This window comes from Lelliottia sp. F153 (assembly GCF_002870005.1).
In the GTDB taxonomy this organism is placed as follows: domain Bacteria; phylum Pseudomonadota; class Gammaproteobacteria; order Enterobacterales; family Enterobacteriaceae; genus Enterobacter; species Enterobacter nimipressuralis.
The window spans coordinates 238,147-263,266 of the sequence record NZ_PKFT01000001.1 but is presented as its reverse complement, the minus strand read 5'-3'; the positions used below and the strand labels follow the sequence as shown (position 1 = coordinate 263,266).

The window sequence follows — 25,120 nt, the reverse complement described above, 5'->3', positions numbered from 1 at the left end:
GTATCCGGCCTACATAATTTCGAGGTGTTGTAGGCCGGATACGCAAAGCGCTGTCCGGCATTACACTCCTACAGGACTCACTTCAATGGCATATACCACCTTTTCACAGACGAAAAACGACCAGCTCAAAGAGCCCATGTTCTTCGGGCAATCGGTCAACGTGGCACGCTACGATCAGCAAAAATATGACATCTTCGAAAAGCTGATCGAAAAGCAACTCTCCTTCTTCTGGCGTCCGGAAGAAGTGGATGTTTCACGCGATCGTATCGACTTTCAGGCACTGCCTGACCATGAAAAACACATTTTCCTCAGCAACCTGAAGTACCAGACGCTGCTGGATTCCATTCAGGGTCGTAGCCCGAACGTGGCGTTGCTGCCGCTGATCTCTATTCCTGAGCTGGAAACCTGGGTTGAAACCTGGGCGTTCTCCGAGACGATCCACTCGCGCTCCTACACCCACATCATCCGTAACATCGTGAACGATCCGGCGGTGGTGTTTGACGATATCGTTACCAACGAGCAGATCCAGAAACGTGCAGAGGGCATCGCCCACTACTACGACGAGCTGATCGAAATGACCAGCTACTGGCATCTGCTGGGCGAAGGCACCCACAACGTTAACGGTAAAACCGTGACCGTGAATCTGCGCGCCCTGAAAAAACAGCTGTACCTGTGCCTGATGAGCGTCAACGCGCTGGAAGCGATTCGCTTCTATGTCAGCTTTGCCTGCTCATTCGCCTTCGCAGAGCGCAAGCTGATGGAAGGTAACGCGAAAATTATCCGTCTGATCGCTCGCGACGAAGCCCTGCATCTGACCGGCACTCAGCACATGCTGAATCTGCTGCGCAGCGGCGTGGACGATCCGGAAATGGCAGAGATTGCCGAAGAGTGCAAACAGGAGTGCTATGACCTGTTTGTGCTGGCCGCTCAGCAGGAAAAAGAGTGGGCAGATTACCTGTTCCGCGACGGCTCCATGATCGGTCTGAACAAAGATATTCTGTGTCAGTACGTGGAGTATATCACCAACATCCGCATGCAGGCGGTGGGCCTTGAGCTGCCGTTTAAAACGCGCTCTAACCCGATTCCATGGATCAACACCTGGCTGGTGTCCGACAACGTGCAGGTTGCGCCGCAGGAAGTGGAAGTGAGTTCTTACCTGGTCGGTCAGATTGATTCCGAAGTCAATACTGACGACCTGAGCGATTTCCAGCTCTGATGAGCCGCGTCACGCTAAGCCTTTCCGGCACAGAAGTTCTGTGCCGCGAAGAGCACCCTTCTCTGCTGGTCGCGCTTGAGTCGCATCAGGTGGAAGTCGAATACCAGTGTCGCGCCGGTTACTGCGGCTCCTGCCGCTGCCGTTTAGTGGCAGGCCAGGTCGACTGGCTCACCGAGCCGCTGGCGTTCATCAATGAAGGGGAAATTTTGCCCTGCTGTTGCCGGGCAAAAGGCGATATCGAAATCGAGATGTAATGCCTGCACGCACTAAATGCCCGCTTTCGCGGGCATTTTTTTTATCCGCGTTTCTGCATCATCTCCGCGTGATGACGTTTTTCACCGAACATCACCACAATCAGCAGCAATACTGCCATTATGCTGCCGCCAATCATCACCATGAAGCCACCGTCCCAGCCGAAGAAATCGACCGTGTAACCGACGATAGCGCTGGCGGCAACCGATCCGCCGAGATAACCAAACAGACCGGTAAAGCCTGCGGCGGTCCCTGCTGCTTTCTTCGGCGCCAGTTCAAGGGCATGCAGGCCGATTAGCATTACCGGGCCATAAATCAGGAAGCCAATCACGATCATACAGGCCATATCCACGCCCGGATTTCCCGGAGGGTTGAGCCAGTACACGATCGTGGCGATAGTCACCAGTGTCATAAAGAACACGCCCGTTGCACCGCGGTTGCCTTTGAACACTTTATCCGACATCCAGCCGCAAATCAGCGTGCCCGGGATCCCGGCGTATTCATATAAGAAATAGGCCCAGGATGACTTATCCAGCGCGAAGTGCTTCACCTCTTTCAGATAGGTTGGCGACCAGTCAAGGATGCCGTATCGCAGCAGATAGACAAACACGTTCGCCACCGCGATGTACCACAGCAGTTTGTTCGGCAGGACGTATTTCATGAAGATTTGCTTCGCCGTCAGCTCCTCTTCGTGCTGCTCGCTGTAGTCGTCCGGATAGTCGTTTTTATACTCTTCAATTGGCGGCAGGCCGCAGGATTGCGGGGTATCGCGCATCAGCGCAAAAGCAATCATCGCCACCAGAATCGCGCCAAATGCAGGCATGTACAGCGCCGCTTTCCAGTCGTTAAACCACGCCATCCCTAACAGGAACAGCAGTGGCGGAATACCGCCGCCGACGTTATGGGCGCAGTTCCACACCGACACAATCCCGCCGCGCTCTTTCTGCGACCACCAGTGGACCATGGTACGTCCGCACGGTGGCCACCCCATTCCCTGGAACCAGCCGCAGATAAACAGCAGCACAAACATCACTGCGATGCTGGAGGTCGCCCAGGGCACAAAGCCCATAAACAGCATTACCGCCGCAGCCAGAATCAGGCCCGCCGGTAAGAAGACGCGCGGATTCGAGCGGTCCGAGACCGACCCCATGATGAATTTCGAAAAACCGTAGGCAATTGAAATGCCGGAGAGTGCGAAACCTAAGTCACCGCGCGAAAACCCCTGTTCAACCAGATACGGCATCGCCAGGGCGAAGTTTTTGCGCACCAGATAGTAAGCGGCATAGCCGAAGAAAATTCCGAGGAAGATTTGCCAGCGCAGGCGGCGATAAAGCGGGTCAACTTCTGCCTCTGGCAGACGTGCCCGATGCGGAGCAGGTTTGAAGATACTGAGCATAACAGCCTCCGTGGCCATATTGTAAATTGCCAGGGCTTTTACTGCACCCCAGCTCCAGAGAGGTTGGGGATGTTAAATAATCACGACGATTGTTACTGTGAATCAACGCACGAATTGTTACGGAAATATGACACAGTGCGCAAAAAGGCGCACGGCATCACGTTTCATTTTCGAATTGCGCTCGTTTGTGTTCGAAATCAAACAAACCACATTTTTGATGTGGCTAAATGGTAAAAAACGAACATGAGGGAAGACAATGGCAATCCGCGATCCCCGTTATAGCGATGTGATTATCATTGGCGGCGGCGCAACGGGCGCCGGGATGGCGCGGGACTGCGCCCTGCGAGGCTTAAGCGTTACGCTGCTCGAACGTCACGATATCGCCACCGGCGCCACCGGGCGCAATCACGGCTTACTGCACAGCGGCGCGCGCTACGCCGTGACCGACAACGAATCCGCGCGCGAGTGCATCGCCGAAAACCAGATCCTCAAACGCATCGCCCGCCACTGCATTGAACCCACAGACGGCCTGTTTATCACGCTGCCAGAGGACGATCTGGCGTTTCAGAAAACCTTTATTACCGCCTGCACTAACGCGGGTATCAATGCCGAAGCGATAGATCCTCTGCTTGCCCGCCGCATCGAACCGGCGGTAAACCCGGCCCTGCTGGGCGCAGTGAAAGTGCCCGACGGCACCGTGGACCCCTTCCGCCTGACGGCGGCCAATATGCTCGATGCCCGCGAACACGGCGCGACCATTCTGACCGCGCATGAAGTTACAGGGCTTATCCGTGAAGGCGACAGCGTGCGGGGCGTGCGTGTCTATGATCGCCTGTACGGGGAACACAGCGAGCTGTACGCAGGGGTGGTGGTCAATGCTGCCGGGATCTGGGGTCAGCACATTGCGGAGTATGCAGAGCTGTCCGTTCGCATGTTCCCGGCGAAAGGCTCGCTGCTGATCCTCGATCACCGTATCAACAATCACGTCATCAACCGTTGCCGCAAACCGTCCGACGCCGACATCCTGGTGCCGGGCGATACCATCTCCCTGATTGGTACCACCTCCACGCACATTGATTACAACGATATCGACTGTAATCGGGTGACCGCCGAAGAGGTGGATATCCTGCTGCGTGAAGGGGAAAAACTGGCGCCTGTCATGGCGCAAACCCGCATTCTGCGCGCCTATGCCGGGGTACGCCCGCTGGTCGCCAGCGACGACGATCCGAGCGGGCGCAACGTCAGCCGTGGCATTGTGTTGCTCGATCACGCCGCGCGCGACGGGCTGGAAGGTTTCATTACCATCACCGGCGGCAAACTGATGACCTACCGGCTGATGGCGCAGTGGGCGACCGACGCCGTATGCCGCAAACTCGGCAATACGCAGCCCTGCACCACTGCTGAGCGCCCGCTGCCAGGCTCGCAGGAGCCAACCGAAAAAACGCTGCAAAAAATCATCTCCCTGCCCGCGCCGCTGCGCGGATCGGCCATCTACCGCCACGGCGATCGCACGCCCGCCTGGCTGGGCCAGGGCCGCCGCAGCCGCAGCCTGGTGTGCGAATGCGAAGCCGTCACTGCGGGCGAAGTGCAGTATGCGGTGGAAACTCTGGCGGTTAACAACCTGCTCGATTTACGTCGCCGTATCCGCGTCGGGATGGGCACCTGTCAGGGCGAGCTGTGCGCCTGCCGCGCGGCGGGCCTGTTACAGCGTTTCAATGTCACCACCTCCGCGCAATCACTGACGCAGCTCAGCGAGTTCCTCAATGAGCGCTGGAAAGGGGTGCAGCCTGTCGCCTGGGGCGACGCGCTGCGCGAAAGCGAATTTACCCGCTGGGTCTACCAGGGGCTGTGCGGACTGGAAAAGGAGCAGCACGATGAAATTTGATACGGTGATTATTGGTGGCGGTCTCGCCGGGCTGCTGTGCGGCCTGAAGCTGACGCAAAGCGGCCAGCGCTGCGCCATTATCAGTCGCGGTCAAAGCGCGCTGCATTTTTCGTCCGGCTCCCTGGACCTGCTCGGCGCGATGGCCGACGGTTCGCCCGTCCAGAATCCGCTCACGGCGGTGCAAAACCCGGCGGCGTTGCCGCCTGAACACCCTTACCGCCGGGTGGGGGTTGAAAATATTGCCCGCTTCGCGCGAGAAACCGAAAGCCTCCTCGCCGCCAGCGGCGCGCGCTTAAAGGGCAATGCCGGGCAAAATCACGCGCGAGTCACTCCGCTCGGCACCCAGCGCAGCGCCTGGCTCAGTCCGGAAGAGGTGCCGGTCGCCCCCAACCAGAACCAGCGCGTCTGCGTCATTGGCATCAGCGGATTTCTCGATTTTCAGGCCCATCTTGCCGCTGCGTCACTTCGACACCAGGGGATTCACGCGGACACGGCGGAGATCGAGTTACCGGAGCTGGATGTGCTGCGGGATAACGCCAGCGAGTTTCGCGCCGTGAATATTGCCCGGCTGCTGGACAACGACGTTCACTGGCCGATGATTTTTGACGCCTTACATCCTCTGGCGCAGGGCGTCGATGCCCTGTACATGCCGGCCTGTTTTGGCCTGACAGATAATCGTTTGTGGCGCTGGCTCAGCGATCGCCTCCCCTGCCCGCTCTGGCTGCTGCCGACGCTGCCGCCATCTGTGCCAGGAATTCGTCTGCACAATCAGCTTCAGCGGCAGTTTATTGCTCAGGGCGGCGTCTGGATGGCGGGGGATGAAGTCAAAAAAGTGTCGCTTGAAGCGGGTAACGCCCACGCCGTCTGGACGCGAAACCATGAGGATATTCCGCTGCGTGCCCGTTTTGTGGTGCTGGCGAGCGGCAGTTTCTTCAGTAACGGATTAATCAGCACCCGCGAAGGGATCCGCGAGGCGGTGATGGGGCTGGACGTGCGCCAGAGCGCCTCCCGCGCCGACTGGTATCAGAGCGATTTCTTCACACCCCAGCCGTGGCAGCAGTTTGGTGTCATCACCGATGAGCATCTGCGCCCGCAGCTTTCCGGCGTGGCGATCGACAATCTTTACGCCATTGGCTCGGTGCTGGGCGGTTTTGACCCGATAGCCCAGGGCTGCGGCGGCGGTGTCTGCGCCATCACGGCGCTGGCCGTTGCCGAACAGATTTGCCAGCGAGCGGGAGAACAACCATGAACGATACCCGTTTTGAAAGCTGCATCAAATGCACCGTCTGCACCACCGTTTGCCCGGTGAGTAGCGTGAATCCGCGCTACCCGGGGCCGAAACAGGCCGGGCCGGACGGCGAGCGTCTGCGCCTGAAAGATGGCGCACTGTACGACGACGCGCTGAAATACTGCATCAACTGCAAACGCTGTGAAGTCGCCTGCCCCTCTGATGTCAAAATCGGGGATATTATCCAGCGCGCGCGGGCGCAGTACAGCACGCAAAAACCGACCCTTCGTGATGCCATTTTAAGCCATACGGATCTGATGGGCAGCGTCTCCACGCCGTTCGCCCCGCTGGTGAATGCGGCGACCTCGCTGAAACCGGTGCGAAAGCTTCTCGACGTGGCGCTCAAAATCGATCATCACCGCACTCTGCCCAAATACTCCCACGGGACTTTCCGCCGCTGGTATAAAAGCGTTGCCGAGAGACAGGCGCAGTACACCGACCAGGCCGCGTTCTTCCACGGCTGTTACGTGAACTATAACCACCCGCAGCTGGGCAAAGATCTGGTCAGCGTGTTGAATGCAATGGGCACAGGCGTGCAGTTGCTGAATAAAGAGAAGTGCTGCGGCGTGCCGCTAATTGCCAACGGCTTTACTGAACGAGCGCGTAAACAGGCCCGGCACAACGTGACCTCCCTGCGCGAAGCGATTGTCGACAAAGGGATCCCGGTCCTCGCCACGTCATCCACCTGCACCTTTACGCTGCGGGATGAGTATCCGCATCTGCTGGACGTCGATAACAGCGGTTTGCGCGAGCACATCGAGCTGGCCACCCGTTTTATCTGGCGCAAACTGGATAGCGGGCAGACGCTGCCGTTGAAGAAATTACCGCTGAAAGTGGTGTATCACACACCCTGTCATATGGAAAAAATGGGCTGGGCGATTTATACGCTGGAGCTACTCAGGCTGATTCCGGGGCTGGAACTGACGGTGCTGGATTCGCGCTGCTGCGGGATTGCAGGGACCTACGGCTTTAAAAGCGAAAACTACCCGACATCGCAGGCCATTGGTGCGCCGCTGTTCCGCCAGATCGAAGAGAGCGGCGCAGACCTGGTGGTGACCGACTGCGAAACCTGTAAATGGCAGATCGAGATGTCCACGAGCCTGCGCTGTGAACATCCAATCTCCCTGCTGGCGAAAGCGCTCAGCTAAGCAGACCGGGGCGTTTTGCCCCGGTTTTTTCACTCGATAAACAGCGTTTCCACCACCTCTATCCAGCCATGATCGCTGGCGACCTCTTTGCCATTCAGCCAGCGGCGCAGCATATTCAACGCCATCATCGCGCACACCTCCTGACGCACCTGCAGGCTGTAACGCGTGGCACTCATTTTCACGCGCAGAGCGTGAGTGCCCTGCGGTGTGGCGAGGGCAAAGTTGAGATGCTCATCTTCAAGACCAGTCACCGCCAGCGCCAGCCCGGCGAAATGGTTGACCCGTCGATCGGCCGTCCAGTGGGCGGTTTGCGCGAGCGTCTCTTCCTGCGAAGGCACCACTTCGCTCGCCAGCAGCGAGGCGTTAGCCCGCGAGAGTTGCAGCGCCAACAAACCGCCGGTGAACTGCTCGCTCAGGGTCAGGCTCAATTGACGCTCCTGAAGATGACGGGCGATTTGCGCCGGTAATCCTTCCGTGCCTTCAAAGATCAGATTTTCACCCGCTACGCGCTGCACCTCAGGCCATGCCGCCAGCATCGCCGCTTTTTGCGTCGCCGGGCCGGTCAGTTTCAGCTCGATAATGGGCATTGAGGAGCGGTAGCCCATCGATACCCCTTCAGGCAGCTCAAGGGGATCGAGGCTTTGCGCCAGATCGCTTTCCGAACGGCCAAAGGTGGTAAGGCGCAGGCAAATCGGCGGCTCCGGCAGTGTGAACCGCTCGCGCAGGCGCGGCATAATTTCCTGCTCGACCATCACTTTAAATTCAGAGGGAACGCCGGGGGTAAAGAACATCAGGCAGCGGTTCAGCTTGACCGCAAAACCACAGGCCGTGCCGACTGGATTATTAATAAACTCGGCGCTGGCGGGGATTTCCGCCTGCTTGCGGTTGCTGGGCGTCATCACCCGGCCACGCTCGCTGAAGAAGCGCTCCATCTGCACCAGCCACTCTTTATGCAGCACCAGCCCTTCGCCTTTGGCCGTCGCCGCTGCCAGGGCGCTGAGGTCGTCGCTGGTTGGCCCGAGGCCACCGTTGACGATCAGGACATCCGCATGTTCGCTGCGCTCACGTAGCACGTTGACCAGCGACTCGAGGCTATCGCCGACGGTATTACGGCGCGTTAACGGTAAACCCTGCTCAAAGAAAAAATTGGCCAGCCAGGCCGCATTGGTATCGGTAATTTGTCCATGCAGCACTTCGTCGCCAGTGGACAACATTTCCACGCTTATCATCGTGTTCTCCCACTTATTTAGTGGAAACACTATAGCGCAATCAGATGTGGGGGGAAGAGAGAAACAGGTGCGGCAGAACGCCGCACCCTAAAATCAGAATCCTGCGCTCACGCCCACGTACGGGCCATCGGCCAGCGCGTTGTCGCGGTTGCCGTCTTTACCGGCGAGATTCAGGTAGCGATAACCGGCTTCGATGGTGATCGGACGCATGATGGTCCAGCGCGCACCGGCGTTGGCTTCTTCATAGCTGTCGATACCGCTGGAGAGGGAATCCGGAGAGTAGTAGTACTCACCAAACAGACCGAAGCTGTCGCCGATTTTCCACTGCAAACCGCCGCCCACTGCTGCTGCGTAGCCTTCGTCCCCGTCGTTCGGATTAGTGTAGATACCTTTCCCGCCAACGGTCGCCAGGAATGGACCCAGCGGGATGTTCAGACCTAGACCGAGGCTCGCGGCATCGCCGTCGTCATCGTTGTGAGTCCAGCCGCCGGTCATCGCCAGGCCAGACGTCTCTGTGCCCATGCCAAAACCGAGGTGGGTGTAATCCTTACCCGCCTGGCCGCTAAAAGAGATTGCATTTGCCGCCGCAGATACAAACATCAGGCCGCTCAGGCCCAGTAATGCCACTTTTTTCATTGTCGTGATCCCGCACTCATTTAAAATAGATATCCCAAAACCGCGCGATTTTAACCCGATAAATCCAGGGATCAATGCGCTATCGGTGCGTATGACGTTTAGATTGTAACGATTTGAAACTTTCTGGCGTTAGCCAGCCGCAGCAGCTGCCTGAAAACGCTAGCCTTTCAGAAAAGCGTTCACCCAATGCTGCAGCGCCCGACGGGAGATTTTGATCCCGCCGCTTTTCAGCTCAGCGGGCAAAACCAGCCAATGTCGCGGCTGCTGGAAACGCGCCAGCTTATCGCCCACCCACTCCGGGAAGGTCGTGATATCCGCGTTTTCTGCGCATTCGACCACCGCCACCGGTCGCTGACCAAATTCGGCGTCGTCCAGCGGCACGATGAAAACCTGATGAATCAGCGGATGCCCGCTAATGACGCGCTCCAGCTCTTCCGGCTGAATGCCTTCTCCGCCGCTGAAAAAGAGATTATCCATGCGCCCGACAAGGGTCAGACGGCCGTCATGTAACTCTCCGCGATCGCGGGTAGCGAACCAGCCTTGCGCATTGGCAAGTGGCGTTAATCCGCCGTCGCGCCAGTAGCCGCTGGCCATACTTTTGGCCCGGAGCCAGACCTCACCTTCAACAATCTTGACCTCGCGCCCCGGTAGCACACTCCCGACATCCGGTTGCCCGTCGGCTTCTTTGGCACAAACTGTCGAGGCGAATTCCGTCAGCCCGTATCCGCACCAGGTTTTGATCCCCTGCTCTTGCGCCCGAAGGGTTAACTCAACGGGGATCGCCGCGCCGCCCAGCAGGACAGCCCTAAGAGCGACAGGATCAGGGTGATTCAGCAAACGCCAGAGCTGCGTCGGCACCAGCGAGGCATGCGTGCAGCCCTCCAGCATCTGCTCCAGGGGCTGTTTTTCACGCACGGTTAATCGCGCGCCGGCCAGCAGCCAGCGCCACAAAATTCCCTGTCCGGAGACATGAAAAAGAGGGAGGGAAAGCAGCCAGTCATCATCGTCGCCATAAAGCATCAGAGAGAGCACGCCCTGCGCGCTGGCAAGATGCGCGTCGCAGGTATGTACCGCCGCTTTTGGCAGACCGGTCGAACCGGAGGTGAGCGTCATGGATGCCAGCCGCGCAGGTTGCCAGGGGGCGGCGTAGTGACCTGCTGATTCGCGCATCAACACCGTTGGCAATCCGTCGAACTCGCCGTCCAGCACCAGCGCAAAACGCAACGTCATCTGGGGGATTAATACATTCAGCAGCGGACGTGGAAGCTGCGGGTTGACGGGTAAAATCCGCGCGCCACATTGCAGTAATGCCAGCCAGGCCAGCAAAGTGTTGGGATGGTTTTGCGCCATCAGCATCACCCCGTCACCATCCTGCACGCCCTGCTGACGGAAGCCGCTTGCCAGCGCATCAACGCGCTGGCACAGCTGGTGCCAGGTCAGCGTGTCGCTGTTGAGGCGCAGCGCGGGTTTGTCGGCTTTTTGCTGACACCAGTGCCGCCACGGCCAGTCGGTAAAGCTCATAGCAGTGGCTCCAGCGCCTCAACGTCCACCAGCGGGAGCGTATTCTCCGGCCAGCGACGCACCAGCTGGGCCTGCATCAGATTGAGCGTGTCCAGCCCCGGAATGGTCTGCGGGGTGAGCCACGCGGCAATCCGCGCCAGTTGCGTCAGGCCAAGGCTCGACTCAATGGAAGAACTTATCACCGCCGTCAGGCCGAGAGCGTGGGCCGCAGCCACCTGCTTGCGCACCTTCTCCAGGCTGCCCGTCAGCGTCGGCTTGATCACCACCGCACTCACGCCCGGCTCAGCGAGAAACTGGAAATCCGCTTCACGCAGGCTTTCATCCCAGGCAATGGCAATTCCCGTCTCCTGCGCAAAGGCGCGCGAGTCGTCGCGGGTTTTGCACGGCTCTTCCATAAATGCGATGCGATCGCGATACGCCGGATTGACGTACTTCGCGAACTGCTGCGCCTTGAGCGGCGTCCACGCGCGGTTTGCATCCAGACGCAGACGCAAATCCGGAATCGCTTCGAGCAGCAAATTGACCACCATGCCATCGCGTACCGCTTCGTACAGGCCCACTTTGACCTTGGCGACTTTCTCGCCGGGCATAGCGCTAAGGGCGGCAAACAGTTCGTCCGGATCGCCCGAGCAGAGCGGCGCGGCGCGGTAATCCGCCGCGTCCGGCAGCGTGCCGTCCAGCTCGGCCAGCGCGCAGCTAATACCGAAGGCGGCAGAAGGCACCTCCGGCAGTGCCGGAGAAGCCCCTTCTCGCCAGGCATTCACCCAACTCAGCAGCGCGGCCTGGGCGTCGTCAAGCGATTCAAGGCTAAAGCCCGGCAGCGGCGAGATTTCGCCCCAGCCCTGCTTTTCGCCCTGCTGCAGATGGACGAAGAGACCGTCACGGGTTTTTAACCGCCGTTCACGCAGCACCACGCCCGCGTCCATGGGTATCTGCCAGCGGTAAACCTGCGCGCGACGCATTACGGATTCCGTTTGTATTTGCTGAAGTCCGGCTGGCGTTTTTCGTTAAACGCGTTGCGGCCTTCCTGCCCTTCTTCGGTCATGTAGAACAACATAGTGGCGTTACCCGCCAGCTCCTGCAGACCGGCCTGACCGTCACAGTCGGCGTTCAGCGCTGCTTTCAGGCAGCGCAGCGCCATTGGGCTGTTTTGCAGCATTTCGCGACACCAGCGAACGGTCTCTTTTTCCAGATCGGCAATCGGCACCACCGTGTTGACGAGGCCCATATCCAGCGCCTCTTTGGCGTCGTACTGACGGCACAGGAACCAGATTTCACGCGCTTTTTTCTGACCGACAATGCGCGCCATATAGGACGCGCCCCAGCCGCCGTCGAATGAGCCGACTTTCGGACCGGTCTGGCCGAAAATGGCGTTCTCTGCGGCAATCGTCAGATCACACATCATGTGCAACACGTGGCCGCCACCGATGGAGTAGCCAGCAACCATCGCCACGACAGGTTTTGGACAGGTGCGGATCTGGCGCTGGAAGTCGAGCACATTCAGGTGATGTACGCCGGAGTCATCCTGATATCCGCCGTAGTCGCCGCGTACTTTCTGATCGCCGCCCGCGCAGAAAGCTTTGTCGCCTTCGCCGGTCAGAACGATGACGCCGACGTTATCGTCGTAACGTGCATCGGCCAGCGCCTGCATCATCTCTTTCACGGTCAGGGGACGAAACGCGTTACGCACCTGAGGGCGGTTGATGGTGATTTTGGCAATGCCGTCCGTCGATTTGTGGTAACGAATATCCGTATAGCCTTCGGAGCAGTCTTGCCATTCAACGGGGGCATACAGCATTTGTTCATCAGGGTAGATCATGGGATGTCCTTTATTCGAAAACGCAGTATCTGCGCCAGACTCGCGGCAACCGCAGCGGAATTGTCCCGGTGGGCGTTGTGTCCGGCATTGGGAATCACATGGCGTTCGGCGTTAAGTTCAGCCGCGAGGGCTGCAAACTTCTCGTCGCGCTCGCCATACACATAGTGAAAAGGCGTTGTGCGGGCGTTCAGCGCCGCGCGTAAATCAGGTTGGTTCGCCAGGGATGTGGCCTGCAGCATGGAGGCAAGCGTCGCGCCGTTATTTTGGCTGCGCAGGGTGATGAGTTCGTCACGCTGCGCGTCAGTCAGCGAGGCAAAAACTGGCTGTTGATACCAGGCACGAAAAACTGACAGCAGTGGTTCATCGCGAAAACGTTGCGCCCAGCGGCGGTCAGATTCGGCTCGCGCCTCTCGCGCTTTCGCGTCGCACAGGCCCGGATGACCGCCCTCGACAATCAGCCCCGCCAGCCCTTTCGGCTGCTGACAGGCATGAACCATCGCAACGCGGCCGCCGAGGGAGTACCCCACCAGCCAGTAGTTAAGTATGTTGTAACTAAGTAGAGTATTGGTCAGCAGCTGGCTCACGTCGCTGAACCCAGAGACGGCAATATCCTGTGAACCGCCGTGCCCTGGGAGATCCAGATACAGCTGCGGATGATCGGGCAGCTTAGCGCCCACCGTCTGCCATTCGCGACAGTCGCCGGAAAAACCGTGCAGGAAGACCAGCCAGGGCAACCCTGGCTTACCGGCACGCCTTTGACCGGCCAGAATCATAGATGGCTCACCTGGGCGAGCAGGCTTTGCAGCGTCTGCGCGCCGTCGGAATCGTTGACCACCAGCTCAATCAGCGTGGTGCCCGGCTGCCGCCAGGCGCGACTGAGCGCGTCGTCGAGATCGGCCCAGCTCTCCGGACGATGGTATTTGAGGCTAAACATCGCCGCGGCGTGTTCAAACTGTACGTTTTGCGGCATCAGATAGAAACGCTCGCGCTCGCTTTGCGGCGTCGGCAGCAGGGAGAAAATCTGCCCGCCGTTATTGTTCACCACAATCAGCACAAACGGCGCAGAGACCTGGCGCAGCAGTGCCAGCGCGTTCAGGTCATACAGCGCCGATAAATCCCCGACAATCGCCAGGGTCGATTTCGCGCTGGCGCGCTGCACGCCCGCCGCCGTAGAGATCAAACCGTCAATCCCGCTGGCGCCACGGTTGCTGTAGACCGGATACCCGGCCGGCAGTTTTGACAGGGCATCAATCAGACGCACCACCAGGCTGTTGCCGACAAACAGCTGGCCCTGCTCCGGCAGATAGTGGCGGATGCGGTGCGCCAGCTCAGCCTCGCCAAAGCCTTCGCACTGGCGGGAGGTTAACTCCCAGGCCTGACGCGACAAGGCCGGGATATCCGTCGCCCATGGCTGACGTTTTTCCGCCGGATGCGCATCCAGCCATTCGTCGATGGTGCTGACCAGACGACGCCCGCGATGGTGCGCTGGATCCAGCCGTCCTTCCAGCGGGTCCACCAGCCAGTACTCTTCCGGATCGCAGGTGGCCTGCCACTGTAACAGGCGTTTACCCGTGAGGCTTGACCCGAGCTGAACCACGATTTGTGCCTGCGACAGTTCCGTTACCGCTTTGGCATTTCCCAGCCAGAGATCGGCGCACGGCAGCGGCTGCCCGGTTTGCGAAAGCACATCGCCAATTAGCGGCCAGCCCAGGGTTTGCGCCCATTCGGCCACCATCTTGCCTTCGGCGGCGCTCATGCGCCCGGCGAGAACGACGCCGCGCTTTTGTCGCCAGAAAAACCAGTCGCGCTGTCTGGCGCTTTCAAGATGCGTTTGTACGCGCAGCCAGGGTTTATCGCTGCGCCACCAGTTGCCGAGAGCTTGTTGCCACTCAACGCCGGTGTCGTCCATTTCGCCGTACAGCGGTTCGGCGAACGGGCAGTTGATATGCAGTGCGCCACTGCGCAGGGAACCGAGCGCGTTATCAAGCGTCGACACCAGCCAACTGGCGGGAATGTCCTGAGTCGGGCGCGGTAACGCGATCGACTGGGATGGATGAGAAGCAAAGATACCCGGCTGGCGGATCGCCTGATTGGCGCCGCAGTCGATCAGTTCAGGCGGTCGGTCCGCGGTGAGGAGAATGAGTTTTTCGCCCGTCAGCCCGGCTTCAATCAGAGCCGGATAGAGATTTGCCACCGCCGTACCGGACGTCACAATCACCGCCACGGGTGCCTGGCTGACTTTTGCCAGCCCGAGCGCCAGATGACCAAGACCGCGTTCATCAAAATGGGTGTGATGAATAAACGCCCGGTTTTCTGCCGCCGCCAGCGTCAGCGGCGTTGAACGTGAGCCCGGCGCAATACACACATGCCTGACGCCATGGCGCGTCAGGGCTTCGAGAATGACCGTCGCCCAGCGGCGGTTAAAAGAACTTACTGACATGAAATTGTCCGGTATCAATATTAAGACACAGTATAAATAATAGAGAGTGATTGAATTTTGATATGAATCGGGAATGTGCGACTCAGTATTAATCCATAAGGAGCAGTGTTCTCAGCCCTGCGGCTTTGTTTTCTATCTCCTGCCACTCGTCCTCAGGCACGGACCCACTGACAATCCCTGCCCCGGCGTAAAGTCTGACTGCTGAATCACTGACGCGCGCGCTGCGAAGCGCCACGCAAAACTCGCTTTGTGCCAAAGAGAGGTATCCGGCCGATCCGGCGTACCACTCCCGATCGAACGGTTCATATGTCTGAATAAAATCGCGCGCTGACAGGCGCGGCAAACCGGCGACAGCGGCCGTCGGCTGCAATAGCTGGAGGCACTGCTCGTCATCGGGGTGTTTTAACTCGGTCCAGATACAGCGGCGCAAATGCTGCACCTTGCGCAGACGAACGATTTGCGCCGGAAGCACTTCCAGCGCCTGGGTATGGTGCTGTAGCCGCTGACAGATGTCTTCCACCACCAGCATGTTTTCACGCTGGTTTTTGTCGTCGGCCAGTAGCCATTCGCCCAGATACTGAGCCTGGCGATCGTCAGGATGGCTGGCCACGGTGCCCGCCAGCGCTTCGGTGCGTAGGTGGTTGCCGCGTCGACGCCACAAGCGCTCCGGCGAGGAGCCCATAAACGCGCTGTGGGCGTCGAATACCATGCAGAAATGGTAGCAGTTGAAGTTCAGCCGACGGCTGGCTGCCATCAGAGCGATGGCGTTGATGCCCCGATCAAAGTGCAAATCCGTCGCCCGCGCCAGCACCACTTTTTCGAATGCACCGCTGGCAATGGTCTCGGTGGCCTGCGAAATCAGCCGCAGCCACTCCGGTTTTTCAGGCAGATGCGTTTCGCGCACCTTGTGCGGAGCGAGCGGGGTAATTGTTCTGGCGGGTGAGAGCTGCTGTAAAAAGGCTCTCGCCTGCTGCGCATCATCCGCAAGCGAATGGTCGCTCGACAGGTTCAGTCGCAGTGTCGCCACGCCCCCAAGACGCAGCCAGAGCAGGCGCGGCAGAAACAGGTGGCTCTTTTCAGGAGCAAACGCATTCAGGCCGCAAATGCGGGTGTCATCGGAAAGTTCGTGAGTCTGGAGAAACTGGCGGGCGAGCGAGAGTGACGAGAAATGGTGCACCGCGCCGAGGGCGGCCAGCTCTTCCTCACCACTACGCTGTTGCCAGTAAAACTGAGGATAGGCCACCTGAGCACCCAGCCAGGCCAGGGGATCGAAGGCATCGTTTAACGGGAAAGAGACGTCGACATGACGCGTGCCGGGTGTAGGCGGAAACGCTTGAGCCAGAAACTGACCAAGACGTTCAATCGCAATTGAAATCGAATGCACGCTGACCTCTCCCTGTTAAAACCTCACATTATACGGGGTACTTACCGTAAAAAGCAGTACCCACGTTTAGGGAGGGGTCACCGTTTTTGCATAAACTTAGCGGCGGGAGAGCAGAAGCCCCAGCACCAGGCCGGCAGCCGCCCCTACGCCAATGCCCTGCCACGGTTTTTCGTGCACGTAATCATCGGCACGATAGACCGCTTTTTTGGCGCGATAATAGTAGTTGTCGGAGGCATTGCTGACGCGGTGTTTGACCTCTTCCAGCGCCTGTTCAGCACGCGCTTTCAGCTCAATATACTTTTGGTCTGCCGGGTCGCCTGAAGAGCGCAGCACCTCTTCCAGTGTTTCACTAAGCAGCGCCAGGTCGTCGTCGATACGGGAATCCCAAGATTGAAATGACATATTTTTCTCCATGTGAGTGCTTCAGTCCCTAACTATAGACAACGACAGGCTATTACGCCTGTTTCGCCTCCCTCGCCATGCCGATATGTGGAATACCATCTTCGTCGTACACCTCTGTCACCGGGGCGAACCCAAAGTGGGCATAGAATGGCTGCAGATGCGCCTGCGCGCCGAGATATAACGCCTTGTCTGGCCACTGTTTTTTGCAGGATTCGAGCGTCTGTTCCATCAGCTTATAGCCGAGTTTTTCACCTCGCGCGTTGCTGCTGATGATCACTCTGCCAATCACCACCGGGTCGAAATCGTCTTCACTTTTCAGAATCCTCGCATACGCCACCAGCGCATCATCTTTCCAGCCGAGGATATGGCGGTTCTCACCGACCAGGTCATCGCCGTCGATATCCTGATAGGGGCATGTCTGCTCGACGACAAACACTTCGCAACGTAATTTGAGTAACGCGTAAAGGGCGGAAACGGTCAGTTCACTGTGATGTAAATCTTGCCACTGGATCATGTCAGGCTCCTTCTTAAGTATCATCCCGTTATACTAAACACTTCTCGTGAGTCATAGAGTCTGATGATGTTATGGAACTGATTTTTCTCGGTACGTCCGCCGGTGTGCCAACCCGATCACGAAATGTGACGGCAATCCTGCTCGATTTACAGCACCCGACGCACGCGGGTTTATGGCTTTTCGACTGTGGTGAAGGGACGCAGCATCAGCTGTTACACACCGCGTATCACCCCGGCAAGCTGGATAAAATTTTTATCACTCACCTGCACGGCGACCATCTGTTTGGTCTGCCAGGGCTACTGTGCAGCCGCTCGATGGCCGGGAACGCCAGACCGCTGACAATCTACGGTCCGAAGGGCATTCAGGCGTTTGTCGAGACCACCCTGCGCCTGAGCGGATCGTGGACCGATTATCCGCTGGAGGTGATCGAGATCGCTGAAGGCGTGGTATTCCAGGACGCGCGTTTTACGGTGACCGCACAGCCGCTGAATCATCCGGTGGAGTGCTATGGCTATCGTGTGGAAGAACACGACAAACCCGGCGCACTGGACGCCGCCGCGCTGATTGCCGACGGCATCAAACCTGGCCCGCTGTTCCAGCAGCTAAAAAATGGCGAAACCGTGACGCTGGATGACGGCAGCGTTGTTAACGGTCAGGCTTATCTCGCGGCCCCGGTTCCCGGTAAAAAAGTGGCGATATTTGGCGATACAGCGCCCTGCCCTGAAGCGCTGCTTCTGGCGCACAACGTTGATCTGCTGGTCCACGAGGCGACCCTTGAGACGGCGATGGAAGAGAAAGCCAACAGCCGTGGGCACAGCTCTACGCGTCAGGCGGCAACCCTTGCCAGAGACGCGGGCGTGCAGAAACTGATCGTCACCCACGTCAGCTCTCGCTACGATGCCCAGGGCTGTGCGGCGCTGCTGGCGGAGTGCCGGGAAGTGTTCAAGGAGTGCGAGCTGGCCCACGATTTCATGCAGGTTTGCGTTTAGCCCTTCACTTTTCCCTCGGCGTGCCGATAACGATTAAAAGGCAAGCATCTCACTTGAGGGTAAAATGGATAATTTCCAGAAAGATATTGATGACAGGGCCAATCTGACCCTGTCGAACCGGTTTGAACTGTTGCTGTTCCGCCTCGGTACCTCGTTGAATGAGAACAAGTCTGAGCTGTTTGGCATTAACGTTTTTAAGCTGCGTGAAATTGTACCGATGCCGGAATTCACCAAGCCCGCGGGCATGAAGTCGCCGCTGATGGGTATGGTGAATATCCGCGATCAGGTGATCCCGGTCATCGATCTTTCGGCGGTGGCTGGCTGTAAACCCGCCACCGGTTTGAACATTCTGCTGATCACCGAGTACGCCCGTAGCGTGCAGGCGTTTGCCGTGGAGTCGGTAGAAAACATCATGCGTCTGGACTGGAAGCAGGTCCATGCGGCGGAAACCGCCGTCAGCGGACGCTACATTACCAGCATCGCCTGCCTCGATGAAGAGACGGATACCAACGATCTGGCGATGGTGCTCGACGTTGAGCAGATTTTGTATGACATCACCCCGGCGAACCACGATCTGCACGCCAATAACCTGAAAATCAGCAAATTCAACATCAAGCCTGGCGCGGTGGCGATTGTGGCGGAAGATTCTAAGGTTGCCCGCTCCATGCTGGAAAAAGGGCTGGAGGCGATGAACATCCCGGCCCAGCTGCATATCACCGGCAAAGAAGCGTGGGAAAAAATTGGCGTGCTGGCTGCACAGGCGCAGGCCGAAGGCGTGCCGATCACCGATAAAATCGCGCTGGTACTGACCGACCTCGAAATGCCGGAAATGGACGGATTTACGCTGACGCGCAAAATCAAATCTGACGAGATCCTCAAGCATATTCCGGTGGTGATCCACTCCTCCCTGTCCGGAAACGCCAACGAAGATCATATCCGCAAGGTGAAGGCCGATGGCTACGTGGCGAAGTTTGAGCTTAACGAGCTGTCATCGGTGATTGAGGAAGTGCTGGATCGGTCGATGAAGAAGATTGATGGGCCATTGATTAGCCGCAAACAGCTGGCTTGATTTGAGTCTGATTGCCGGGTGGCGCTTTGCTCACCCGCACTAAAAAACCCGCCGAGGCGGGTTTTTTTATGTCTGAGACCATTACATCAGCGGCATCGCATGCTGCACCAGGGTGATCAGCGGCTGCGGATAGATACCGAAGATCAGTACCAGCAGCGCGGAGATCAGCACCACAATACCGCCGGCGCTGTACTGCCAGTTGGTTGGTGCATCGCGGTTCAGCTGCTGTGGTGCCGACAGATACAGGCTCACCGCCACACGCAGGTAGTAGTACAGACCGATTGCGGAGCCGATAACCACCGCAGCCGTCAGCCACCACAGGCCAGACTGTACACCGACGGCCAGCACGTAGAACTTACCGATAAAGCCCAGCGTCATCGGGATACCCGCCAGTGACAGCATCATCACCGTCATTACCGCAGACAGAATCGGACGGTGCCAGAACAGACCACGGTAGGAGAACAGTGAATCGGCATCCGGACCACGGTACGGGCTGGACATCAGACTCACGACGCCGAACGCGCCGAGGCTGCTGAACAGGTAACCGGCCAGGTAAACACCGACGGTTTCCATCGACATGGAGCCGCTCTGCAGGGCAATCAGTGCCACCAGCAGATAACCCAGGTGGGAGATAGACGAGTAACCAAGCAGACGCTTGATGTTGGTCTGGCTCAGCGCCATCAGGTTACCGAAGATGATGGAGGCGAAGGCGATAATGCCGAGCACCACGCGCACCGCTTCGCTGTCACCCACTGGAGCGTACAGGAACAGACGCATCACCACGCCGAAGATCGCGATTTTACTCGCTGTCGCCAGGAAGGTGGAGACAGGGGCCGGAGCGCCCTGATACACGTCTGGCGTCCACAGGTGGAACGGAACCAGAGAGAGTTTAAAGCCAAGACCGACGATCATCATGCCCAGACCCGCCAGCAGCAGCGGTTCGTGCAGCATGTTGTCGCCGAGGCTCTTACCGAGCGCCACGAACGACAGGTTACCGGACTGTGCGTACAGCAGCGCCATACCAAACAGCAGGAAAGACGAGGCGGCAGCAGACAGAATCGTATACTTGATACTCGCTTCCAGAGAGCGCTTCTGACGGAACGCATAACCAATCAGGCCGAACAGCGGCAGTGAGATCAACTCAATACCGAGGAACAGGGCCGCGAGGTGGTTCGCGTTCGCCAGCAGGATCCCGCCGAGGGCGGCAATCAGAACCAGCAGGTAAAACTCTTCTTTGTTGTCGTTGTAGCCTTCGAGCCAAGGGTAAGCAAAGGTACAGGTCGCCAGGCTCGCCAGCAGGACCAGCCCGGTGTACAGCATCGCAAAACCGTCAACGCGCATCAGCGGGGTGACATCCATTGCGCCCGCCTGGCCAACAAACCAGAGGGAGACTAACGCAGCGTTCAGACCTAAAACCGACAGTGTGGCATTCAGGAAGTGATTGCGTCGCCACGCAATGGAGAGCATCACAACCACCACCGTCAATCCGACGATCAGCAGCGGTAGCAGCGCGATCAGTTGTTGTGGAGTTATTGTCATGGCGATTTACAGCCTTGTATTAGAAGCAGAATTAACAAACCACTGCTGGATGTTACCCATCGCGGAATGCGAGGTATCCAGAATCGGCTGCGGATAGAAGCCCAGCAGCACCAGCAGTACGACCAGCAGCAGAACGATGAACAGTTCGCGCAGCGACATTCCCGGCAGTTCTTGCGCCGCGATTTGGCTCTTCGCTTTACCGAAGTAAGCGCGATGCAGCATCGCCAGCGAGTAAACGGACGCGAAGACCAGGCCGAAAGTGGAGATAACCGTAATGACCGGAACCACTTTAAAGCTGCCGAACAGAATCATGAATTCGCCGACAAAGTTACCGGTACCCGGCATACCCAGCGTCGCCACTGCGAAGAACATCGACAGGGCTGGCAACCACTTAATTTTGCTCCACAGACCGCCCATCATGCGCATGTCACGGGTATGCAGACGTTCGTACAGCTGACCACAGAGGATGAAGAGACCCGCCGCAGACAGACCGTGCGCAATCATCTGAATCACCGCCCCCTGGTACGCCAGCTGGCTGCCGGTGTAGATGGCAATCAGCACGAAGCCCATGTGGGAAACGGAGGTGTACGCGATAAGACGTTTGATGTCGTACTGCGTGAAAGCCATCCATGCGCCGTAGAAGATACCAATCACACCGAGCCACATCGCAATCGGTGCAAACTCCGCGGAGGCGTTCGGGAACAGCGGCAGCGCAAAGCGCAGCAGACCGTAGGCCGCGGTTTTCAGCAAGATCCCCGCCAGGTCAACGGAACCCGCCGTGGGTGCCTGGGAGTGCGCGTCTGGCAGCCAGCCGTGCAATGGAACCACCGGCATTTTCACCGCAAACGCAATGAAGAAGCCCAGCATCAGCAGGTATTCGACGCCGTGAGACATTGGCGTTTTCAGCAGGTCCTGATAGTTGAAGGTCCAGACACCGGTCGCGTTGTAGTGCACGAACACCAGCGCCAGGATAGCAATCAACATCACCAGACCACTCGCCTGGGTGTAGATGAAGAACTTGGTGGCCGCCGTGATACGCGTTTTACCGTCGGATGCCTTATGGCCCCATAGCGCGATCAGGAAGTACATCGGCACCAGCATCATCTCCCAGAAGAAGAAGAACAGGAACATGTCGATGGCAAGGAACACGCCGATAACGCCGCCCAGGATCCACATCAGGTTCAGGTGGAAGAAGCCCTGGTATTTTTGAATCTCGTTCCAGGAACAGAGCACCGCCAGAACGCCGAGCAGACCGGTCAGCACCACCATCAGCAGCGACAGACCGTCGATGGCGAGGTGGATTGTGATACCAAAGCGCGGTATCCACGGCAGGATAAATTCAGACTGCCACTGCGGAATACCCGCAGATTGGGTCAGAGAATAGCCGCCCTGCAACCACAGTTGCAGACCAAGCGCGAGCGTCAATCCCATGGTGATCAGCGCAATCCAGCGCGGCATCTTCACGCCAAAGCGTTCGGTCTGCCAGCACAGGAACCCACCAATGAAGGGAATTAATATTAGCCAGGGTAGTAACATGGCGATTTTTATTCCTTTTTAAGGCCCCAGCCGGGGCCGATTTTCAACGAATTCTCACGGAACATTCACTTCGGATTGGGTTTGTTATGTCGGGTGGCACTCACGCTTATCCGACCTACGCTCTTGCAGGCCCGGCTTGAACCACCGGGCAAACCCAATCTCAGATCAACGCAACACCATCAGCAGCGCCAGCACGACGACCGCACCAATGCTCATGGATGCCACATACCAGCGCAGATAGCCGTTCTCGCTCAACAGCAGGCCTTTACCTGCAAAGCGGGACAGCACTGCCGGGATGTTCATCATGGAGTTCATCGGATCGCGTTTCAGCAACCATGCAACGCCCAGGAACGGCTTAACGAAGATCATGTTGTACAGCCAGTCGAAGCCCCACGCGTTGTACCACCAGGTGCCCAGCAGACGGCCTGGCGCACTGTTAGCAACAGCCGTCACCAGAGTACGTTTGCCAAGCCACAGCCATGCAGCAATCAGGATGCCTGCGATAGCGACCACACCGGAGGTGATTTCAAGCGTCAGAACGCGACCGTGCTCAAGCTCGGTGGTATCCGGCAGTACGCCCTGCAACGGTGGCACAATCATCGCGCCAACGAAGGTAGAGAGCACCAGCAGAACCAGCAGCGGCAGGTGGTGAGTAATCCCCTTCCCTGCGTGAGCGTGAATTTGTTCTTTACCGTGGAAGACGATGAAAATCATACGGAAGGTATACAGGGAGGTCATAAACGCACCGACCAGACCTGCCACCATCAGATTGATATGACCATTTGCCATGGCGCCCGCAAGGATTTCGTCCTTACTGAAGAAGCCCGCAGTGATGATCGGCAGTGCCGACAGCGCCGCGCCGCCCACCAGGAAGCAGACATACACCAGCGGAATCGATTTGCGCAGACCGCCCATCTTGAAGATGTTCTGCTCGTGATGGCACGCCAGAATGACGGAGCCGGACGAGAGGAACAGCAGCGCTTTAAAGAACGCGTGCGTCATCAGGTGGAAGATCGCTGCGTCCCATGCCTGCACGCCCAGCGCCAGGAACATGTAACCAATCTGGCTCATGGTGGAGTAAGCGAGAACGCGTTTGATGTCCGTCTGAACCAGCGCGGCAAAGCCCGCCAGCACCAGAGTTACCGCCCCGACGATACCGACAAGGTGCAGAATTTCCGGCGTCATCAGGAACAGGCCATGCGTACGTGCAATCAGATAGACACCGGCGGTCACCATGGTCGCGGCGTGGATCAGCGCGGAGACAGGCGTTGGGCCTGCCATCGCGTCCGCAAGCCAGGTCTGCAACGGCAGCTGCGCGGATTTACCCACGGCACCACCCAGCAGCATCAGCGTTGCCCACGTCAGCATGTTGTTGCCTGCTTCGAAGTGCGCTGGCGCCAGTTCCACCATTTCGCGGAAGTTCAGCGTGCCCAGTTCGTTGTAAAGAATGAACAGCGCGAAAGCGAGGAACACGTCACCCACACGGGTCACGACGAACGCTTTCATGGCGGCTGCGCCATTCTTCGGATCGGTGTAGTAGAAACCGATCAGCAGGTAAGAACAGAGACCCACGCCTTCCCAGCCGAGATACATCAGCAGCAGGTTATCACCCAGCACCAGAACAACCATGCTGGCGATAAACAGGTTGGTGTAGGCGAAGAAGCGGGAGTAACCCTCTTCACCGCGCATATACCATGAGGCGAACATGTGGATCAGGAAACCAACGCCGGTGACCACGGAGAGCATGGTCAGGGAAAGACCATCCAGTACCAGACTGAAACCGATGTTGAAATCGCCGACCGACATCCAGGTCCACAGCGGCAGGCTGAACGCCTGCTTGCCGTTGTTAAAGAAGTCGATACCCGCGTAAGCGGTGACCAGCGCAGCCAGGCCGATAGAGCCGATGCCCACGGTGGCAGACAGATTTTCCGACCAGCGACCGCGGGAGAAAGCCAGCAGCACAAAGCCGATCAACGGGAAAATAATGGTTAAGGCAAGCATGTTCATCCACGCAACTCACTTACTGAATCGATGTTCAGGTTCTGGCGGCGACGATGGAGCTGCAGCAACAGCGCCAGGCCAATACTCGCTTCGGCAGCCGCAAGGCTGATGGCGAGAATATACATCACCTGACCATCGGTCTGGCCCCAGTAGCTACCGGCGACCACAAAGGCCAGCGCGGAAGCGTTGATCATGATTTCCAGACCGATCAGCATAAACAGCAGATTGCGTCGGATAACCAGACCGGTTAAGCCCAGGACGAACAAAATCGCGGCGAGGATCAGTCCATGTGTTAAGGGGATCATGCGCGCTCCTCCGTTTTTCTTTTCGCGCTGTCATTCGCACGGTTGCTCAGCACTTCGCCCGCACGATCTTCGCGGCCAACGTGGAAGGCAACAACCAGACCCGCCAGCAGCAGCATCGACGCCAGTTCAACGGCCAGTACGTACGGACCGAAGAGCGTGATACCGACCGCTTTCGCGCTGATCGGCGTACCGTCGATACCCTGATCGTTCACGCCGAGAATCGCGTAAACGATCACTGCCAGCATGATGGCCGACAGAATCGCCGGGCCAATCCATACCTGCGGTTTCAACCACTGACGCTCTTGTTCAATTTCAGAGCCGCCCAGGTTCAGCATCATGACGACGAACACGAACAGAACCATAATGGCCCCGGCGTAGACGATGATCTCCAGCGCACCCGCAAAGTGGGCGCCCAGCGCGAAGAACACGCCGGAAATGGCCAGAAGCGAAATGATTAAGTAAAGCAACGCATGCACCGGATTGGTGTGCGTAATCACTCGCAGCGTGGCCAGGATGGCGATAAGGCCACAGATATAAAAAGCGAATTCCAT

At 58.1% G+C, this 25,120-nt stretch carries 23 protein-coding genes; 7 read left to right on the top strand and 16 right to left on the bottom strand.

What is annotated here, in order from left to right; all coding sequences use genetic code 11:
* Positions 1-85: 85 nt before the first annotated feature.
* Both nrdB and yfaE read left to right on the top strand, forming a co-directional pair.
* Positions 86-1,216: a class Ia ribonucleoside-diphosphate reductase subunit beta gene (gene nrdB, locus F153LOC_RS01260; protein ID WP_100779473.1), complete on the top strand. Its 1,131-nt coding sequence runs from the start codon at positions 86-88 to the stop codon at positions 1,214-1,216.
* Complete coding sequence (gene yfaE, locus F153LOC_RS01255) at positions 1,216-1,470, top strand: class I ribonucleotide reductase maintenance protein YfaE (RefSeq protein ID WP_015959801.1); 255 nt, start codon at positions 1,216-1,218, stop codon at positions 1,468-1,470. The genes nrdB and yfaE overlap by 1 nt, the downstream gene beginning before the upstream one ends.
* A 41-nt stretch (positions 1,471-1,511) precedes the next feature.
* Here yfaE and glpT read toward each other — a convergent pair whose 3' ends face one another.
* Positions 1,512-2,864: a glycerol-3-phosphate transporter gene (gene glpT / locus F153LOC_RS01250; protein ID WP_100779472.1), complete on the bottom strand. Its 1,353-nt coding sequence runs from the start codon at positions 2,862-2,864 to the stop codon at positions 1,512-1,514.
* Between the two features lie 256 nt (positions 2,865-3,120).
* Here glpT and glpA point away from each other — a divergent pair, with 256 nt between their 5' ends.
* The 3 genes from glpA to glpC are packed head-to-tail and all read left to right on the top strand — an operon-like array spanning position 3,121 to position 7,185.
* Positions 3,121-4,749: an anaerobic glycerol-3-phosphate dehydrogenase subunit A gene (gene glpA / locus F153LOC_RS01245; protein ID WP_102104892.1), complete on the top strand. Its 1,629-nt coding sequence runs from the start codon at positions 3,121-3,123 to the stop codon at positions 4,747-4,749.
* Complete coding sequence (gene glpB / locus F153LOC_RS01240) at positions 4,739-5,998, top strand: glycerol-3-phosphate dehydrogenase subunit GlpB (protein WP_102104893.1); 1,260 nt, start codon at positions 4,739-4,741, stop codon at positions 5,996-5,998. The genes glpA and glpB overlap by 11 nt, the downstream gene beginning before the upstream one ends.
* Entirely contained in the window at positions 5,995-7,185 is a 1,191-nt protein-coding gene (gene glpC, locus F153LOC_RS01235) for an anaerobic glycerol-3-phosphate dehydrogenase subunit GlpC (RefSeq protein WP_102104894.1), read from the top strand. Before glpB ends, glpC begins: the two co-directional genes overlap by 4 nt.
* Before the next feature lie 29 nt (positions 7,186-7,214).
* Here the strand turns inward: glpC and F153LOC_RS01230 are convergent, their stop codons facing one another.
* From F153LOC_RS01230 to F153LOC_RS01185, 10 genes are all read right to left on the bottom strand, one after another.
* The gene (locus tag F153LOC_RS01230) at positions 7,215-8,414 is read right to left on the bottom strand and encodes a nicotinamide mononucleotide deamidase-related protein YfaY (RefSeq protein WP_102104895.1); all 1,200 of its coding nucleotides are present in this window, start codon (positions 8,412-8,414) and stop codon (positions 7,215-7,217) included.
* 93 nt (positions 8,415-8,507) lie between these two features.
* Positions 8,508-9,050 (bottom strand): YfaZ family outer membrane protein, encoded by a 543-nt coding sequence (locus F153LOC_RS01225; RefSeq protein WP_100779467.1) that lies wholly within the window; start codon positions 9,048-9,050, stop codon positions 8,508-8,510.
* 159 nt (positions 9,051-9,209) lie between these two features.
* Positions 9,210-10,571, bottom strand: a complete 1,362-nt coding sequence (menE, locus tag F153LOC_RS01220) for an o-succinylbenzoate--CoA ligase (RefSeq protein ID WP_102104896.1) — start codon at positions 10,569-10,571, stop codon at positions 9,210-9,212.
* Positions 10,568-11,533 carry an o-succinylbenzoate synthase gene (menC, locus tag F153LOC_RS01215; RefSeq protein WP_102104897.1) on the bottom strand — a complete coding sequence of 322 codons (966 nt, stop codon included), beginning with the start codon at positions 11,531-11,533 and terminating at the stop codon, positions 10,568-10,570. The genes menE and menC overlap by 4 nt, the downstream gene beginning before the upstream one ends.
* Positions 11,533-12,390, bottom strand: coding sequence for a 1,4-dihydroxy-2-naphthoyl-CoA synthase (gene menB, locus F153LOC_RS01210; protein WP_100779464.1), 858 nt, complete (start codon positions 12,388-12,390; stop codon positions 11,533-11,535). The genes menC and menB overlap by 1 nt, the downstream gene beginning before the upstream one ends.
* Entirely contained in the window at positions 12,387-13,163 is a 777-nt protein-coding gene (menH, locus tag F153LOC_RS01205) for a 2-succinyl-6-hydroxy-2,4-cyclohexadiene-1-carboxylate synthase (RefSeq protein ID WP_102104898.1), read from the bottom strand. The genes menB and menH overlap by 4 nt, the downstream gene beginning before the upstream one ends.
* Complete coding sequence (menD, locus tag F153LOC_RS01200; RefSeq protein ID WP_102104899.1) at positions 13,160-14,830, bottom strand: 2-succinyl-5-enolpyruvyl-6-hydroxy-3-cyclohexene-1-carboxylic-acid synthase; 1,671 nt, start codon at positions 14,828-14,830, stop codon at positions 13,160-13,162. The genes menH and menD overlap by 4 nt, the downstream gene beginning before the upstream one ends.
* Before the next feature lie 88 nt (positions 14,831-14,918).
* Positions 14,919-16,214: an isochorismate synthase MenF gene (menF, locus tag F153LOC_RS01195; protein ID WP_102104900.1), complete on the bottom strand. Its 1,296-nt coding sequence runs from the start codon at positions 16,212-16,214 to the stop codon at positions 14,919-14,921.
* Positions 16,215-16,310: 96 nt separating this feature from the next.
* Positions 16,311-16,616 carry a stress response protein ElaB gene (gene elaB, locus F153LOC_RS01190; RefSeq protein ID WP_100780844.1) on the bottom strand — a complete coding sequence of 102 codons (306 nt, stop codon included), beginning with the start codon at positions 16,614-16,616 and terminating at the stop codon, positions 16,311-16,313.
* A gap of 52 nt (positions 16,617-16,668) precedes the next feature.
* The gene (locus F153LOC_RS01185) at positions 16,669-17,130 is read right to left on the bottom strand and encodes a GNAT family N-acetyltransferase (protein WP_100779460.1); all 462 of its coding nucleotides are present in this window, start codon (positions 17,128-17,130) and stop codon (positions 16,669-16,671) included.
* Between the two features lie 71 nt (positions 17,131-17,201).
* Here F153LOC_RS01185 and rnz point away from each other — a divergent pair, with 71 nt between their 5' ends.
* Both rnz and F153LOC_RS01175 read left to right on the top strand, forming a co-directional pair.
* Positions 17,202-18,119, top strand: coding sequence for a ribonuclease Z (gene rnz, locus F153LOC_RS01180; RefSeq protein WP_102104901.1), 918 nt, complete (start codon positions 17,202-17,204; stop codon positions 18,117-18,119).
* A 64-nt stretch (positions 18,120-18,183) separates the two neighbouring features.
* Positions 18,184-19,188, top strand: coding sequence for a chemotaxis protein (locus F153LOC_RS01175; RefSeq protein ID WP_100779458.1), 1,005 nt, complete (start codon positions 18,184-18,186; stop codon positions 19,186-19,188).
* A gap of 81 nt (positions 19,189-19,269) precedes the next feature.
* On the opposite strand, the gene nuoN is transcribed toward F153LOC_RS01175, so the two are convergent.
* From nuoN to nuoJ, 5 genes are all read right to left on the bottom strand, one after another.
* A complete protein-coding gene (gene nuoN, locus F153LOC_RS01170) occupies positions 19,270-20,727 on the bottom strand; it encodes an NADH-quinone oxidoreductase subunit NuoN (RefSeq protein WP_100779457.1) in 1,458 nt (485 codons plus the stop codon).
* Positions 20,728-20,733: 6 nt separating this feature from the next.
* On the bottom strand, positions 20,734-22,263 hold the full coding sequence (nuoM, locus tag F153LOC_RS01165) for an NADH-quinone oxidoreductase subunit M (RefSeq protein WP_100779456.1): 1,530 nt from the start codon (positions 22,261-22,263) through the stop codon (positions 20,734-20,736).
* A 165-nt stretch (positions 22,264-22,428) separates the two neighbouring features.
* Positions 22,429-24,270 (bottom strand): NADH-quinone oxidoreductase subunit L, encoded by a 1,842-nt coding sequence (gene nuoL / locus F153LOC_RS01160; RefSeq protein WP_102104902.1) that lies wholly within the window; start codon positions 24,268-24,270, stop codon positions 22,429-22,431.
* A complete protein-coding gene (gene nuoK / locus F153LOC_RS01155; RefSeq protein WP_003861496.1) occupies positions 24,267-24,569 on the bottom strand; it encodes an NADH-quinone oxidoreductase subunit NuoK in 303 nt (100 codons plus the stop codon). The genes nuoL and nuoK overlap by 4 nt, the downstream gene beginning before the upstream one ends.
* Positions 24,566-25,120: an NADH-quinone oxidoreductase subunit J gene (gene nuoJ, locus F153LOC_RS01150; RefSeq protein ID WP_100779454.1), complete on the bottom strand. Its 555-nt coding sequence runs from the start codon at positions 25,118-25,120 to the stop codon at positions 24,566-24,568. Before nuoJ ends, nuoK begins: the two co-directional genes overlap by 4 nt.